At 39.6% G+C, this 17,026-nt stretch carries 12 protein-coding genes; 11 read left to right on the top strand and 1 reads right to left on the bottom strand.

From position 1 onward, the window contains the following. Nucleotides 1-66 precede the first annotated feature (66 nt). The 8 genes from HDC90_RS18805 (at nucleotide 67) to HDC90_RS18770 (ending at nucleotide 11,038) form a co-directional block, all read left to right on the top strand. Entirely contained in the window at nucleotides 67-4,302 is a 4,236-nt protein-coding gene (locus HDC90_RS18805) for a type I polyketide synthase (RefSeq protein ID WP_184469134.1), read from the top strand. After that, complete coding sequence (locus tag HDC90_RS18800; RefSeq protein WP_184469132.1) at nucleotides 4,290-4,586, top strand: acyl carrier protein; 297 nt, start codon at nucleotides 4,290-4,292, stop codon at nucleotides 4,584-4,586. The genes HDC90_RS18805 and HDC90_RS18800 overlap by 13 nt, the downstream gene beginning before the upstream one ends. Beyond that, the gene (locus HDC90_RS18795) at nucleotides 4,574-5,338 is read left to right on the top strand and encodes an alpha/beta fold hydrolase (RefSeq protein WP_184469130.1); all 765 of its coding nucleotides are present in this window, start codon (nucleotides 4,574-4,576) and stop codon (nucleotides 5,336-5,338) included. The genes HDC90_RS18800 and HDC90_RS18795 overlap by 13 nt, the downstream gene beginning before the upstream one ends. 12 nt (nucleotides 5,339-5,350) lie before the next feature. Next, a complete protein-coding gene (locus HDC90_RS18790) occupies nucleotides 5,351-6,550 on the top strand; it encodes a glycosyltransferase (RefSeq protein WP_184469128.1) in 1,200 nt (399 codons plus the stop codon). A gap of 10 nt (nucleotides 6,551-6,560) precedes the next feature. Then, nucleotides 6,561-7,763 carry a glycosyltransferase gene (locus HDC90_RS18785; protein ID WP_184469126.1) on the top strand — a complete coding sequence of 401 codons (1,203 nt, stop codon included), beginning with the start codon at nucleotides 6,561-6,563 and terminating at the stop codon, nucleotides 7,761-7,763. Nucleotides 7,764-7,981: 218 nt separating this feature from the next. After that, nucleotides 7,982-9,271 (top strand): condensation domain-containing protein, encoded by a 1,290-nt coding sequence (locus tag HDC90_RS18780; RefSeq protein ID WP_184469124.1) that lies wholly within the window; start codon nucleotides 7,982-7,984, stop codon nucleotides 9,269-9,271. Further along, nucleotides 9,268-10,536 carry a condensation domain-containing protein gene (locus tag HDC90_RS18775; RefSeq protein WP_184469122.1) on the top strand — a complete coding sequence of 423 codons (1,269 nt, stop codon included), beginning with the start codon at nucleotides 9,268-9,270 and terminating at the stop codon, nucleotides 10,534-10,536. Before HDC90_RS18780 ends, HDC90_RS18775 begins: the two co-directional genes overlap by 4 nt. Next, nucleotides 10,529-11,038: a hypothetical protein gene (locus HDC90_RS18770; RefSeq protein WP_184469120.1), complete on the top strand. Its 510-nt coding sequence runs from the start codon at nucleotides 10,529-10,531 to the stop codon at nucleotides 11,036-11,038. Before HDC90_RS18775 ends, HDC90_RS18770 begins: the two co-directional genes overlap by 8 nt. Nucleotides 11,039-11,198: 160 nt before the next feature. On the opposite strand, the gene HDC90_RS18765 is transcribed toward HDC90_RS18770, so the two are convergent. After that, on the bottom strand, nucleotides 11,199-13,277 hold the full coding sequence (locus HDC90_RS18765; protein WP_184469118.1) for a hypothetical protein: 2,079 nt from the start codon (nucleotides 13,275-13,277) through the stop codon (nucleotides 11,199-11,201). 150 nt (nucleotides 13,278-13,427) lie between these two features. Between HDC90_RS18765 and HDC90_RS18760 the strand changes: the two genes are divergently transcribed. The 3 genes from HDC90_RS18760 to HDC90_RS18750 all read left to right on the top strand — a co-directional run bounded on the left by HDC90_RS18760 (nucleotide 13,428) and on the right by HDC90_RS18750 (nucleotide 17,012). Beyond that, nucleotides 13,428-14,264 carry an alpha/beta fold hydrolase gene (locus HDC90_RS18760; protein WP_184469116.1) on the top strand — a complete coding sequence of 279 codons (837 nt, stop codon included), beginning with the start codon at nucleotides 13,428-13,430 and terminating at the stop codon, nucleotides 14,262-14,264. Nucleotides 14,265-14,887: 623 nt separating this feature from the next. After that, on the top strand, nucleotides 14,888-15,508 hold the full coding sequence (locus HDC90_RS18755; RefSeq protein ID WP_184469114.1) for an insulinase family protein: 621 nt from the start codon (nucleotides 14,888-14,890) through the stop codon (nucleotides 15,506-15,508). Nucleotides 15,509-15,662: 154 nt separating this feature from the next. Further along, nucleotides 15,663-17,012 (top strand): M28 family metallopeptidase, encoded by a 1,350-nt coding sequence (locus HDC90_RS18750; protein WP_184469112.1) that lies wholly within the window; start codon nucleotides 15,663-15,665, stop codon nucleotides 17,010-17,012. Nucleotides 17,013-17,026 lie beyond the last annotated feature (14 nt).

Here is a 17,026-nt window from a genome sequence, read left to right as displayed (position 1 = left end):
TGCCTCGCAATGACGAACCTTTTATTACTAGAACTAAAGATTATAAAGATCCCCTAAGCGAACAGAATGAAGAAAAGCGATGTAGCAATTATTGGAATGTCATGCATTTTTCCGGGCGCGAAAGATATGCAGACCTTTTGGGAAAATATTATAAACCGGGTAGATGCTACACAGCAGGTTCCGGCCGATCGGATTGATCCCGTGCATTTCGACAAAAATTTGGGTGGTGTTGATCGTTTTTATTGCAACCGTGGTGGCTTTATCCCCGATCATCAATTCGATCCACAGCGGTTTGGGATTTTGCCTTTGGCAGTTGAAGGTACAGAACCAGATCATCTGTTAACCTTAGATCTGGTTCATCAGGCACTGGAAGATGCAGCTGTATTTGAAAAAAAATATTCACTCGATAAAACAGGGATCATTATCGGAAAAGGCAATTATGTAGGTCCGGGTGCAACCCGTGCGATTGAAATTGTACGTACAGGCGAACAGATTTCGAGTGTATTGAAAGATTTGATGCCACAACTTACCGAAGCTGAAATTGAAAAGGTAAAACACGAATTCCAATTGCGTAAAGGCCGCTTTAGTGCCGATACGGCAATGGGGCTGATTCCTAATTTAGTGGCATCGTTAGTCGCTAATCGACTTAATTTGGGCGGACTCGCTTTTACTTTAGATGCAGCCTGTGCCAGTTCACTTATTGCGGTAGATCATGGCGTGCAGGAGCTAAATAGTGGCCGCTGTGATATGATTATTGCTGGCGGTGTACATTTAGGTCAGAATGTTGCTTTTTGGAGTATATTCTCCCAACTTGGTGCTTTATCCAAACAGGAAAAAATAAAACCCTTCGATCAAAACGCTGATGGATTGATTATTGGCGAGGGTTGTGGTTTTGTGGTACTTAAACGCCTCGAAGATGCCATCAGGGATCAGGATAAAATCTATTCCGTAATTAAAGGTGTAGGTATTAGCAGCGATGGCAGTGGAACCAGCGTAATGAGTCCATCGGTCAAAGGCCAGTTGAAAGCCATTTCCGAAGCCTGGAAAAATGCAGAACTAGAAAGCAAAAATATTGGCTATTTAGAAGCCCACGGTACCGGTACACCACTAGGCGATAAAACAGAGGTAGAAACCTTAAAGCAATTTTTCGGTCAGGATGCCGATCTGCCAAAAGCAGGTATTGGTTCTGTAAAATCGAATATCGGCCATGCTATGCCAGCAGCAGGTATTGCCGGTTTAATAAAATCTAGTCTGGCTTTATATCACGGCATTATCCCTCCTACCTTACATTGCGAAGAGCCTGTAGCACAACTTGCCGAAACCCGTTTTTCTGCCGTACAAAAAGCGATAGACTGGAACCAATCGGGTTTGCCTAAACTGGCTGCTGTAAATGCATTTGGCTTTGGTGGCATCAACGCACATGTGGTGTTAACTGCTTACGATGCTCCAAAAAAAGATGAGGTATTGGTGATTGCGAGACCAAGTCAGAAGGCTTTGATCCAATCGCTCGAAAACGGCGATTATAGCATTGGGAATGGAAATTTCCGTTTGGTATTGTTTAACCCTAGTCCTGAAAGAATCAAAAAAGCTTTAAAAATTGTAGCTAAAAATTCTCCTTGGAGAAATAAACAGGACATCTGGTACACCAATGCGCCATTATTGGCAAATGATGGTAAAATAGCCTTTGTTTTTCCGGGTTTAGACGGACTTGCTGGCGGCGAAATTAAATCAGTAGCCGATTATTTCAACATTAGTATCGACGAAAACGAAAAACAGGATGGCCTTTTAAGCGAAGCACTCAACATACTGAACAAAAGCAGTGTTTTAGATCAGGCTTTAAAACAATTGGGCATTAAATCTGATATGAACGCGGGCCACAGCCTTGGCGAATGGCTTGCGGCAAGATCTTCGGAATTAGCAGAAGAAAGTTCCGTAATGAATTTACTGAGTGTACTCAATCCCAAAACTTTTGAATTGAAAGACTCGCGCTTTATTGCTGTGGGTTGTGGTTTAGATACGCTTCAGCCAATTTTAGAAAGCATTCCCGATTTATACCTTTCAAACGATAACTGCCCGCAACAGGTAATCCTCTGTGGCAGTAAAACTGCATTGGATGAATTGGTTCCCATATTGAAGGTAAAACAGATTTTTCATCAGATTCTGCCATTCCAATCGGGTTTCCACTCTCCATTTGTGGCCGATAAACTGGGCTTGATCCTCGAAGGCATGCAGGATATGCAGTTCCGGAAAACCACTACTCCGCTTTGGTCGGCAACTACTTTAGAAACTTACCCTGAAGGCTTTGAAGCCATCCGCCAGTTAAGTGCCGAACACCTGATTAAACCAGTGCGTTTCCGTGAGCTTACCGAAAAACTATATGCTGAGGGTGCACGCGTATTTATCCAGGTGGGTTCGGGCGGCTTAGTTGGTTTTATTGACGATACACTGAAAGGGAAAGATTTTAGTACCATTAGTGCCAATGTGCCGATCCGTTCGGGTATTACGCAGTTACAAAGGGTTTTGGCTGCGCTTTTTATCGAAGGAAAAGAAATCGGCCTAAGTTATTTGGGCAATATCAAATCAAATCCTCCACAAAAAAACAAAGGGATCAAGCTCGAATTGGGTTCACCGATTATCCATAACCTGCAAACGCTTAAGGGCTTAACCATTAAACAAGCTCAGCCTGTACAACCCAAAACTTTGGTTGAGGCAAAACATCCGGTTTTACAGGCTTTTAATGAGAATGTAATGGAAATGATCAACATGCAGAGTGAAATGATCGATTTGTTCGAAAATGCTGCATTTCAGATTGACCGGCCAAGCAATTGGGCACCTGCTAAACCAATAAAACCGATCAGACAACCTTTTAGCCAAAAACTTGATGTAAGCCTGGATAACTGTCCTTACCTTATCGATCACTCGCTATTAAGGCAACCAAAAGGATGGCCAACGGTTGAAGATATGGATCCAGTAATCCCGATGACCATGATTTTTGAAGTATTTGCCGAAATAGCTAATGCACAATCGCCAGAAGAAAAGGTACAGAAAATCTTAAACATGCGCGTATTACAATGGATGAACGTGGTTAAACCATTCCAGGAAATTGTAACTGGCGAATGGAAAGACGAGCAAAAGGTTTACCTCAATCTGGAGCGTTTTGCCAATGCAGAAGTACAGTTGGCAACACAGCTAAATGCTGCTCCAAACAGAACTTTCGACATTGGGAAATTATTGGATATCGACCGTACTTCTGCACAGATTTACGATGCGCACATGTTCCACGGACCAGATTACCAAGGCATTAAAAAACTGATAGCCGTTGGCCAAAAAGGAATTACAGGCATCATTGAAGCAGCAGGTGGAAAGGGCTCATTACTCGATAATGCAGGTCAACTGTTTGGTTTATGGCTACAGCTCACTTTAGAAAAAGATAGGATTGCTTTCCCGGTTAAAATTCAGGAAATAGAATTCTTTGGCGATATGGCCGATCAGAAAGGACAATTCGAATGTACCTGTGTACTCACTGAAATTAACGATGAATTTGCCACTGCAGATATCGTGATGAAAAGAGATGGCATTACCTGGCTCATCATCACCGGTTGGCAAAACCGCAGACTTGAGATTGATGAACCGCTCTGGAACGTTTCAATGTCGCCGCTCCATAACCGTTTATCAGAAGAAGTTGCACCTGGTGTTTTTCTTTTTGGCAACGCATATTCGCGTGTGGTATCATGGGATTTTATTCTGAAAAGATATTTTAACCAGACCGAGAAAAAACACCACAATAACTTACTACCGAATAAAAGAAGAACCTGGATGATCAGCCGAGTAGCCGCAAAAGATGCTGTACGGAATTTATTAAATACACAGAAAAACCAGGCCTGTTATCCCATCACTTTTGAAATTTATTCGGATGAATACCGCAAACCTTATGTTAAAGGTGGTTTAACAGATAATATCAATATCTCCATTGCACATAAGGGAACTGATGCCGTTGGTATAGCGCGTTTTAACGAATCGGTTGGCATCGATATCGAACATATTGAAGAACGGAGCGCGGGTTTCTTTGATCTTGTTTTTAACGACCATGAAATAGCCCTGCTCCAAAATAGAGATAAAATAGAATGGGCAACCCGTTTTTGGGTGGCCAAAGAAGCTTACGGAAAATACCTGGGCAAAGGTTTACAGGGTAACCCAAAAGCTTATACCGTTGAAGAAATTAACGGCGAAGAATTACGCATCAACAACATCACAATCAAAACAATCAAACATAAAAACTATATCATCGGATGGACACTATAACTACAAAATTAAGCAGCGAAGAAATTTTCGACCTCATGAAACAATTTATCACCGAAGTAATCGGCGAAGAATTTGTTGAAGAAATGGATATCACACCAGAAAGTTCTTTCACCAAAGATCTGGAAATGGATAGCATCGAAATTGTATCCTTTTCCGAAAAAATCAAAGCACACTTCGGTGATCAGATTGATTTTACTGGCTGGTTATCTTCAATGGATTTAGATCAGCTGATCAACTTAAACTTAGGTATGATCATCTCTTATATCGAAGAATGCCAATCATAACAGTAAACGGCAAATCGGTTCACGTTCAGGAGCTCAATAAAGAAGCTGCTGAAACCATCATCCTGGTTCACGGGATGTTCAGTAACCTGTCTGTCTATTATTTTAATATTGCACCGCTTCTGGCCACAAAATATCATGTAGTACTATATGATCTAAAAAGCCATGGCATGAGCGAAAAGGCATTAACAGGTTACGATCTGCAAAGCATGACCAACGATCTTTTGGCATTAATGGAGGCATTAAACTTACAGCAGGTGCATTTAGGCGGTTATAGTTTCGGTGGATTGATTGCCTTAAAAATGGCGATCCGTTTTCCAGAGCAGATCAACAAGCTTGCGGTAATAGAAGCACCGGATCCGAACGATGATAAAACAAGGGGCATTATTGATGAGTACAGCCGCGAGTTTTTGGAGCATTACGTCGAAAATTTTACCGATACCACCAAAGTGAAAATGGGTAAAAGACAAATGGAACGTAACCACCGTATGTACGAGTACCTCTTTTATCAAACGTCGATTAAAACAGATATGGTGCTTGAAAAAGATTTTTTTGGCAGTCAGGCAATTGAAACTATAAAAAAGAGCACACTATTGCTTTATGGTACCGATTCCAATTGCCTTAATGCAGGCAAACAATTAGACGGATTAATTGAAAATGCTTCGTTAATTGCTATACCCGGAAATCATAATATCCCCATCCAGCAACCACTAGTTATTGCAGAATCATTATTAAACTTTTTCCAGGAAACATAAAACTAAACACAGATGGCAAAATTCGTATTTGTAGTTCCTCCCCTTACCGGCCATATCAACCCAACTTTAAGCATGGGTGCAGCTTTACTGGATAGAGGCCACCGTGTAGCATGGGTTACTTTAGATCAATCGCTGGGCGATAAACTTCCTGAGGGCGGCGAGTTACTCGCAATCAGTTACGACCAGAACGACCAGCAAAAAAAAGATTCAGAAAAATACCTCGATATCATCACCAAAAAGATTGTTTACGGCATTGATAGTATCAAATTCCTGTACGAGGAGGTACTGATCCCCTTAAACAGGCACAGTTACGAAGGCATTGCCGATCTACTCGGTCAGTTTAAGCCTGATCTGGTGATTACCGATCATCAGATGTTTGCGGGTGCCATTGCAGCAACCAACAAAAATTACCCTTATGTTACTTCTGTTACTGCTCCAGCTGCTATAAAAGTAATGGATGAATTACCGAAAGTACACGAATGGGAAGTGAATCAGATTGTGGAGCTGCAAAAAGAATTTGGCATTACGGCAAGCAGTTCTATTGCCTGCTCCGATCTGGCCACGCTGGTATTCACCTCCCGCAATTTTTTCGGGGAAATGGATTTACCGGAACATTTTAAATTTGTAGGCCCTGTTTTTAACCGCCGCAAAACTGCTATTCCTTTTCGATGGGAAGCATTTCATACCAGCCAACCTAAAATATTGGTGAGCATTGGTACCACCTTCGATCACGAACATAAAAAGGCCTTTTTTGCCAAGGTGATCGAAGCTTTTGCAAATGAAGACCTCCATGTGGTGGTGGTTTCCGATCCCACTTTATTTGAAGCATGGCCTGCTAATTTTACAGTACAGCGCCAGGTACCGCAATTGGAACTTTTACCGCACCTTGATGCCGTAGTTTGCCATGGTGGGCACAATACCGTTTGCGAAACCCTAATGAATGGCCTGCCTATGGTGGTTATTCCGATTGCCTACGATCAAAGCCATGTTGCCGGACGCGTTTTTAGGGTTGGTGCTGGAGAACGCTTAAATTTTAACCGTTTTAAAGCCAGCCATCTTAAAGAAGCGGTAAACAAAGTGTTGCAGAACGATAGTTATAAAATCGCCGCAGAACAGATTAAAAAATCCTTTATCGAGGCCGGTGGAACAGAAAGTGCCGCCGATTTACTGGAAACATTAAGCAACAAAACATCAAACGTATTCATCAGTTAAATTCTACATTATGTCAAAATTCCTTTTCGTTGTCCCACCCTTTTTCGGTCATATTAGTCCAACACTAAGCATTGGCGCCAGTTTATTGGCCCGAGGCCATGAGGTAAAATGGTTAGGTATTACCCCTCTTGCACAGGTACATTTGCCAGAAGGTGGCGAATTTATTTATCCCGAAGAAGATTTGGCTGAATATGCTGATGAAATACAACGCATTTTAAAACGCCAGGATGATGGCCCTGCCTGTTCTGGTCCAGAAGTGATGAAACTTGCGCTCGAAGAAACCTATGTGCCTTTTGCCAAAATGATGATGAAAGGCTTGAACAATTTTGTTGATGCCTGGAAACCTAATGTAATTATTAACGACTGTATTACCTTTGCAGGCGCTTTAAGTGCACATTTAAAAGACATGCCCTCGGTTACCACTACTCCTGTACCGCCGGATGTGATGGGCGATACGGCAAATAGCGCGCCTAAAATATTCGAGTGGCAGCAGAATCTGATTAAAGGTTTACAAAGAGAAGTGGGCATCTATAGTGACGATATCCACATCCATTCTCACCAGTTAAATATGGTTTTCACTTCACAGGCCTTTGCAGGGTTTGAAGAAAAACCACCGCATATGCATTTTGTAGGTCCGGTAAAAGGCAGGCCAAATTTAGCCCCATTCGATTGGGAAAGGTTAAGTCAGGTTACCACACCTAAAATATTTGTATCGCTGGGTACTTTATTGGTTGATATCCGTAAGGAATTTTTCCAGAAACTGATTACCGCCTTCGAAAACGAACCTGTAACCATTGTAGCCGCAACCAATCCTGATATTTTCGAAAAATGGCCTGATAACTTTATTGTAAATGGTTTTGTGCCACAATCAGAACTGATGCCGCATATGGATGCCGTAATCTGTCACGGCGGTTTCAATACAGTAAACGATACTTTCACCAATGGTTTACCCATGTTGATTACCCCTATTGCTTACGACCATTTTCACACTGCAAAATTAATTGAACAGGCAGGTTGTGGGGTAAGTATCCGTTACAAACGTTTACGCATTAGCGATTTAAGAAATACCGTTTTTGAGCTTTTAGAAAATCCGAAATATCGCCAAGCCGCGCAAAAAATAAAAGAAACATTCATCGCAGCTGGCGGTAACGATAAGGCTGTACAATTGTTGGAAGATTTTGCAAAAACAGCGCAAACTGTGGAAACGGCTTAATGTTGAGTTGTCAACTTTCACAATAAGGTCACGAAGGACGGTCGTCATGCTGAACTCGTTTCATCTTTCCTGCTATTAAGATCCTGAAATAAATTCAGGATGACGAATCGACTAAACTAATCGCAAGCTTGACGGAACGCATGAACCTAACTTTAAGAGTTGTCAACTTTCATGGCCAGTTTACTAGAAAGATTGACAACTCAGAATAATACTAAAAAATGAAAAGAAAACTGTTATTTGGCGAAAGGATGTTATACGGGGATGGGAAAAGCCCGTTTAACATTGTTATACCTTTCAAGATCAGAGGAGAAATTAAGGAAGATGATTTAAGGTTTGCCTTATTCAAAATCCAAAAAAAACACCCCTGGTTAACCGCCGCAATACGTTTTGACGAAGATAAAAGGCCTTGGTTTGTAACCAATCTTACCGAAAATTTTAGAATCCCCATCCGTATTGTAGACAGGTTAAGTGATGAACATTGGGAGGAAGAATCTACCTATGAATGGAAAACCGTTTTTGATGCTTCAATGGCACCACTTTGCCGCATTACATGGATTAAAGGTAATGAGGTATCAGAATTCTTGATGGTATACCATCATTGCCTTTGCGATGGTACTTCGGCACTTTCTATTCTAACAGAATTGCTTCAGCTTTTGGATAACCCCGATACCGATATTGGCAAAGAAATTCCAATTATGGGTGTAAAGGATGTGATTCCTAAAAAAGTATTGAACAGTTACCGCAATCGGACCAAAAACGGACTGATCGGCAAAATTGCCACATTAGCGCTTTGGATTATCCCCATCAAAAAAATAGCTGTTGAACGTAAGAAAGATTTTATGCTCCGTTGGAAATTCGATCAGGATTTCACTAAACAGATCATCCAGTTTTGCAAAGCCAATCAGTTTACAGTAAATACGCTCCTAAGTGCAGCCGTCTTAACGGCGTTTAAAGCGGTAAGGAAAGAAAAAGCATTTAATAAGATATCACTTCCGGTCGATATCCGGAACTTTAATCCTATTATTAAAAAAGACCACATTTTTGCTTTTGGATTAATGATTGTGCTCTCTTTATTACCAGAAAAGGATTTTTTAAACAATGTTAAAGCATTGCAAAAGGACGTAAACGATAAATCGGCCAAGCTAAATCCATATAGTTTAATGATGATGATGGAAGCATGCCACCCGGCCTTAAAAAACTTCACCAATTTCTTAAAGTATGGAAAATCAAGTAACGATTGTATGTTTTCAAACTTAGGCAAAATAGACATCGAGTACCAATATCAAAACTTTGAGGTAGAAACCATATTCAGTCCTTCGGTAATGGGCCCATTGGGTAATACGACCACCATGATTGCCTCTACTTACCGCAGTCAAATGGACTTCACTTTTGTGGCCAGCGAAGGTTATGTTCCTTTTGTAGAAGCAGAGGCCATAAAAGAAAAAGTAATAGCTATCCTTAAAGAACAAGTTGAAAAACCAATTGAAATTTTAACAGCTACTGCATGAAAAGAAGATTAATTTTAGGAGAAAGAATAATGCATGTAGATGCCAAAACACCATTAAATTGTGTTTTCGGCGCTAAAATTTCAGGTAAAATCAGTGAGGATAACTTGCACAAAGCATTGCATAAAATCCAGCAGAAACATCCGTTATTACAGATGAACATTGATGCTACAGGCAAAACACCCTATTTCGTACTGAATGAAAACATCAGTAAAATACCTGTTAGAACTATTGATCGTTTAACTGATGAGGATTGGTTAGCACAATCAAAAATAGAGTGGCACAAACTTTTCGATGCCCTGAACGAACCGTTAGCAAGGTTAGTATGGTTAAAAGGCGAAACCGAATCAGATCTTTTACTCGTGCTTCCACACTGTATCTGTGATGGGACTACGATATTAAATTTAATGCGTGAGCTAATGACCTTGATTGATAATCCTGAACAAGAATTAGCATCCTACCGCTCATTTCTTTCCGTTCAGGATCTGTTACCAGACGATTTTAAGATCACTAAAGCAACCCATTTTAAAGGGAAAGTTTTTGCAGCGCTTGGTCGTTTATTTTTCTTTTTTAAAGCTACTTCCAATCGTAACGTAAACCGAAGCAATTATGCTGTTCATTGGAAAATCAATGCAGAGGATACCAAAAACCTATTAATTAAATGTAAGGAAGAAAACACAACTGTACATGCCGCCATCTGTGTGGCCTTTATGGAGGCTTTTAAACACGTACTAGGCAGCAAAGCCCATGGCAAAGTGATCTGTCCGGTTGATATCAGGCGGTTTGTAGAGTCCATAAAACAAGATACCATGTTTGCCTTTGCACCTATTATAGAGTTAAAACTAACGCAAGGCGAAAATGATTTCTGGACAAAAACCAGAAGCTTAAAAACCGACCTGGAAGCAAAAGTAGCAGAAATGAAAGTTCACGACTTGTTAAACATGAGCGAGTATTTCCATTCATCGGTAAATAAAATGATTGGCTTTTTGAAAACAACGAAAGGCACACACGATGTTACACTCAGCAACATGGGGCTTTTAAACATCCCGAAGGATTATCAGCATTTTTCTATCGAAACTATTTATAGTCCTACGGTTGCTTTCCCATGGAAAAACGCCAACACTTTAGTATGCAGCACTTTTAACAGCCAGCTGGATTTCTCTTTTATGTCGAACGAATCGTTCCTTCGGGAATTTGAAGCCTGGCAGATAAAAGACAGAGCGATAGAATTGATTAAGGAAAATTTAAATGAGTTGGCCAATGTCTGATTACGTGGAGTATGACGAGCAGACAAAGATTTCGAATTGGCGGAAATTTGTGCGCAAAAACCTGCTTTTACACCTTATTCCAAATACGGTATTAAATACTGTAGTGCCTTATTTTGCTTTTAAAGCACAAAATTCGGTACACTTATTTAGTGGTGAGCAAAATTTGGCCAGGTTTTTATTGCCCATGTCGTTATTGCTACCGTTTATGATTACACTCGATATTTTAAAGAAAATAAAAGAACTGCAGCATTCGGGTGCTATAAATTACAAGGTAGACGAAAAAATCACAGGCTACCCTTTTATATTGAAAAAAGCAGGATTAAATGGCTTGTATAGTATTTTGGCTGTATTTGCCCTGATGCTTGCACTACACTTCTCATTCCCTAAAAACCACGATTTCGGGATTACCCCATCTGCTGTATGTGCAGGATTGTTAGCGGGTTTATATTCTATTACCTTTTTTTATCTCGCTATTAGAAAGTTTAAGGATGATGCGGTATAGTATTATTTTGAAAACAGCTGTCATTCTGAACGCAGTGAAGAATCTGATCATATCGTCATCTCAACTGAAGCGCAATCCCTAATTTTCGAAAGAGATCTACAGAGACAGATTTCTAGTCTGCGTTGCACTCCTTTCGAAATGACGATTTCCAGCATAACCATTATTCCAGCCAAACCATTTGTGTAAAAGCGCCATTAGTGGCAATATCCCATGCTTCTACCCTTACCCAATGCCGGCCTTTTAAATTTACTAGCCAACTGAAATCCTTTTTACCAAAGGCCTTAGTGGCATTCAAATTAATACGGTTTCGGTAAACCTTTGCTCCATCACCCGATACAATTTCGACAAAACTTAAAGGGAATGTCCAGTTGAGCTGCATATTTATCTTTGCTTTTCCGCTATTACCAATCTTCAAAGTCTCTCCTGCGCCTTTTCCATTAACATTAAAACTCGGAATCAGTACCTCACCAGTAGACACAAAAAACTTTCCCTTTCGCATAACATCTAAAACTGGCTGCCAGCCATCGCCATAGTTAGGTACTTTATCCAGCTGTAAATAATTCACGTTCAAATGCGCATACATTTCATTTTGCTCCGTAATGGTAAAGATATCAGCCTCAGAAATAATGTGCTTCTTCAAGCCCCAATTGGCCATATCGTCCATCAGATTTAGTACTCTTTTACTTAAAGTTGGTAAAGAAAGATCGCCTGGAATCGCTTTCCATGCTGCCCCCAAAAAGGTTTCCGATTTAAAAAAGTCTTCATCTTTATATTTATCCGGATAACCGGTTGAAGCTTTTGTTCGGGCATGCGCTGTCCAGGCCAAGCCTTGTTCTTGTTCCAATAATTTAAGCATTTCCGCTTTATCATTAACGCGGTAAACTTTACCATATTTCGGGTCGTTGGTTTCGAAAGACAGGTCGCTTTTTCTCGACATAATCCAATAAATTGGTTTAGGAAAAAATGCCAGCCAATGTCCGCCATAAAAATTATTCGCTTCTTCTCCCGGCAACAATAAAAAATTAGGATCAGATAACCTTTTGGTCTGTTTAAATAAGGCATCTAATTCTTTTAAACGAACAGAATCTGGTCCTTTAGGATGTCCAGGTCCGTGGAATTCGGCAAGCTTAACAATATTCAGACCTGCCTTTTTCAATACCTCCACAAATTCGGGCTTTTCCGGAACAGGTTTTCCGCTCAATACCACATCCGAAATAAACTCATTATGGAAATGGCTGGCCATAGTTTTATAACCCGCCAACGGCACATAAGTATCGTTATGCGTAAACCTTTTAACCTCTTCTAAGGCTGTATCTGCTTTTCCAGTACTCAATAAACAGAAAAAATTAAGGCGCTGTTGGGTATTTGGGGGTGCATTAAACCAAGGCACATAACGTTTATCTCCCAAAGGATCTTGACGGATACCGATACCAAAACCGCGGATCAGATTTAAGTAGTTGTTCCCTTTCCAGGTAAATTTAAGGTTAAAAGCCTCATCTAAGGGGTAAAAATATTGGTGTGGAGCAGGAAAAACGGCCAAACTTCCGCCTGTATTTTCACCGATAACGGTGCGGTATTTTACTTCCAAATTTCTAGCCGGATCTGATTTAGCTGCCTTTTCTCGCTGAAGATTTCCTTTTACATCAGACCAGGCCACACTAGCCCAGGTCTCTTTTTTGCTTATCAATCCGGCATCGTATAAAATAGCAGTTGAATCTTTTGGAGTAGCTACCACAGCAGCTACATTAAACAAAGGGCTTCCATTGTAAAATGTTATTTCCAAAGCACCACTAAATGTTTCGCATTGAACGCCACTTATCCGTACCACGGTTTGTGAGCCTCTCGTAGAAACACTGGTTGCACCCTTTACGAACTTTACAACATCTGTGGTATATGGCCTTGTTGGAACCCGATCAAAAAAGACATCCCAGCCTCCACTGTTTGAACTTAAGGTGCGTTTACCTATTCTCAGCACAAATGCAGGGTCGAGATAGGCAGCAACTTCTTTTAAGGCTCCTGGCTTTCCTAACAACAAACTTTTAAACAATGGTTTGCTACGATCGAGGTCTAAAATTGCTTTACCAAAGGCTCCTTTACCAACAGGCCAGGTAAGCACGAGTTCTTTTTGATTGAAAAAAACAGTAGTACCGTTGGTTTTAAATGCTTTTAGGCTTACCTGGCTTTGCGCGTAAAATGCTGAAAAGCATATTATCAATAATATAGAAATACTATTTTTCATTAAACTTAATCGTTTTAGTAAGATGTAATGCAAGATAATAATTAAGTATAAAACAGCATGCAGGTAGTAATGCATTTTGTTCATTACTTATTTTATTTTAAAAAAATAAATAACATTGCTTAATTTGATATAAAATTAAAATCAAACATTTTGCACCCTATACTCCTTAGAAATAACGTAAAAATCCTTGGCGAAGGTAGTCAGGTAATCGTATTTGCCCACGGCTTCGGCTGTGCGCAAAGTTCTTGGAAATTTATTACTGACGCTTTTCTTAAAGATTATAAGGTGATACTATTTGATTATGTGGGCTCGGGTGATTCAGACCTAAGCCAATACGACCAGCGAAAATATGCTACACTGGAAGGATATGCCTGCGATATAATCGATATCGTAGAAGCGCTTGATTTGAACAACATTATATTTGTTGGACACTCGGTAAGCAGCATGATTGGCATGATTGCCGCATTACAGATGCCAGAAGTATTTAAAAAACTAGTTTTTATTGGTCCTTCGCCAAGATATTTAAATGATCGTGATTATATCGGTGGATTTAATATAGGAGACATTGAAACTATATTTGAGCATATAGCAGATGATTATGTAGCCTGGAGCAAACAATTGGCACCAGTGGTGATGAATAGCCCTTTAAAACCCGAATTGGCTGATTTTTTACAGGAATGTTTTGAGGCTACCGACCCAAGCGTGGCCCTGGCCTTTGCAATGGCCACCTTTAAGGCCGATTATAGAGACAAATTAAAAAACCTTGAAGTGCCAAGCCTTACCCTGCAAAGTTCGAACGATATTATGGCTCCCTTATCAGCGGGCGAATTTATCCATAAAAATACACCTGAGAATTTTTTGGTTGTCATGAAAGCTACGGGGCATTTTCCGCACATTAGCGAACCAGAAGAAACAATAAGAGAAATAAAAGATTTTATTGAAGATATCAGTTTAAAATCAGCATCAGATCATCTGTATGCCTCCTGAAAATTTGCCCATCAATGGTGAACCCTTTGATAAAGAAAAAGTGCAGGTTATTACTCTAAAAACACCAATGCTTTTTCTTTAACAATTTTGCATGTCATGGTAATCAATTCTAACCGATACCCATATTAATCTAGCATTACCCTCATCATCAATAGATTACAGATTCACATTTAGTTTAGGCACTTTAGCCATTACAGAAATGGCTGAAAGCATTTTGCGCCATACGTTTTAGTTTTTCATAATCTCCGAAAAGCTAAATTTCGATGCGCTTCGTCTGCACTTTCGCGTTCATTGATCAATTTCAAAGTTGGATCGACCTTTAATGGTGGCTAACTATACACCTGGCAATTACACGATCATCAAACCATTAAACAATTCATTATCAGATATCATTACAAATAAAACCAAGCATAACTATAGAAATATTTTCACAAATAAATAATGAACAAAATGAATAAATCTTATATTTGCAAAAAATATTTTCCATTTTTCAAAGCGCGTATTCCCTATTCGTCTAGGTTTTTCACCTCCCTAAAGACTAGATATAGTCGAAATAAACACAAATAAGTAGATTTTATAGTATTAAACAAAAATCACAATCGTAAAAAATTAAAAAAAATAAAATGAACAAAATTAAAACAATTGCACTTGCAGCATTAAGTATTTTATCAATTTACAGTGCAAAAGCTCAAAATTTTAAGGAACCTGTTAGCTATAAACTTAAAAACGGCATGAATATCATTATTTCTGAAAATGACCGTTCGCCAAAGGCATATTCTAGCTTTACATTAGATACTAAGGCCTTTGAGGGCAAAAAAGATGGCATTGTGGAGTTGTTGAATGCAGTTTTAAACGAAAACTTAAATAAAAATTCAAATATTAGCTTTAAAGATAACAGCGGTAAGTTGGCTACATTAAATGCTGATCTTGAAAAAGACCTGTCAACAATGGCTTCTGTAATTCAAAATGCAAGCTTCGATCAAAAAACTTTTAATACAGCGAAAGCTAAATTAATGGCCAGTATAAAACTACAAGATTACGATTATGACCAAACGGTAAATGAAAATTCGATTAGCGCATTAACCTTGGCCGATGTTAAAAATTTTTATAGTCAGATTTCTCCTGACAAAACATTTTTAACCATTGCAGGAGATGTTGAATTAAATACGGCCAAAGCTTCAGTTAAAAAAGCTTTTGGCAATTGGAACCGAACTCAAGAACTTGCATCAACTGTGGCAAGGTAATATTAAAATTAAATCTAGGCCCTTTGATTAGTTTCAGAGGGCTTTTTTTATGCCCAAAATGTTACATGGCACTAGATTTTAACTATCTGTATTCAACGAATCATTCAATATATTCGTTTTAAATAAAATCATCATTTTTCGAAAAAACCAACAGATGAAAAAAATCTATACCTCCCTACTTTTTGTTATTATAAGTTTATCTCTACGCGCTCAAGTTGTTGTTAACCGAAATCAGGATATAGATAAAATGGTTAAAGCAGTGAACCAGGATTCACTCAAATCGTATATCAGTAAAATGGTTTCTTTTGGAACAAGAAATACACTTAGCGATATTAAAAGTAAAACGAAAGGAATTGGAGCAGCCAGAAATTGGGTGGTGAATAAATTTAATCAATTTGCAAAGCAAAGCGATGGCAGGCTTACGGCATACCTGGATACCATTACATTTAAGCCTGATGGCAAAAGAGTAGACCAACCTACGCTTTTGGGTAACGCTGTAGCCATACTTAAAGGCACGGATACAAACGACAAACGTGTTTATGTGGTAAGCGGGCACCTCGATAGCCGGGTTACTGATGTAATGAACAGAACCAGTGATGCACCCGGCGCCAATGATGATGGCAGTGGTGTTGCTGGTGTAATTGAGGCTGCAAGGATTATGAGTCAATATAAATTCTCTGCAACCATAATTTTTGTAGCCGTGAGCGGCGAAGAGCAATCTTTATTGGGCTCTGGTTTTATGGCCGCAAAAGCAAAAAAAGAGAACTGGAATGTAGATGCCATGTTAAACAATGATATGATTGGCAGTAACAACAGCAGCGAAACACAGATCATCGATAATACCAGGCTACGTGTATTTAGCGAAGGTTTACCGAGCTTCGATCTGGATAAAAATGCAAAAAGTATCCGTCAGTTTGGTTTGGAGAACGATGGCAAAAGCCGTCAGCTGGCCCGGTATGTTAAAGAAATTGGCGAGCGTTATGTAGATCAGTTAGAAGTTAAGTTAATTTACAGAAACGATAGGTTTCTCCGTGGTGGAGACCATACTCCATTCGTAGAAAATGGCTTTACAGCGGTGCGCATAACCGAAATGAACGAAAACTTCGATCACCAGCACCAGGACCTTAGAACGGAGAAAGGTGTTAGGTATGGCGACCTTCAGGAATTTATGGATTTCGAATATTTACGTAAAAATACAGGTGTAAATATTGCTGTTTTGGCCAATATGGCCAAAGCACCCTCAAGCCCTACCGAAGTAAAGGTTGATGTAAAAAACCTGAGCAACACTACCTTTTTATACTGGAAAGCACCTGCTAATGGTCTGGTAAAAGGCTATTATGTTTTAATGCGCGAAACCAGCAGCGCAGTTTGGGAAAAGAAATTTTTCACTTCTGCCACCGAATTAAGATTACCCTATAGTAAAGACAATTATTTATTTGCGGTACAAAGCATCGGGAATGACGACACTGAAAGCCTGCCAGTAGTACCAGGTATTGGCAGATAATAAAAACATTTAAG

The organism is Pedobacter sp. AK013, from assembly GCF_014205835.1.
GTDB lineage: Bacteria > Bacteroidota > Bacteroidia > Sphingobacteriales > Sphingobacteriaceae > Pedobacter.
This window is presented reverse-complemented; position numbering and strand designations above follow the sequence as displayed.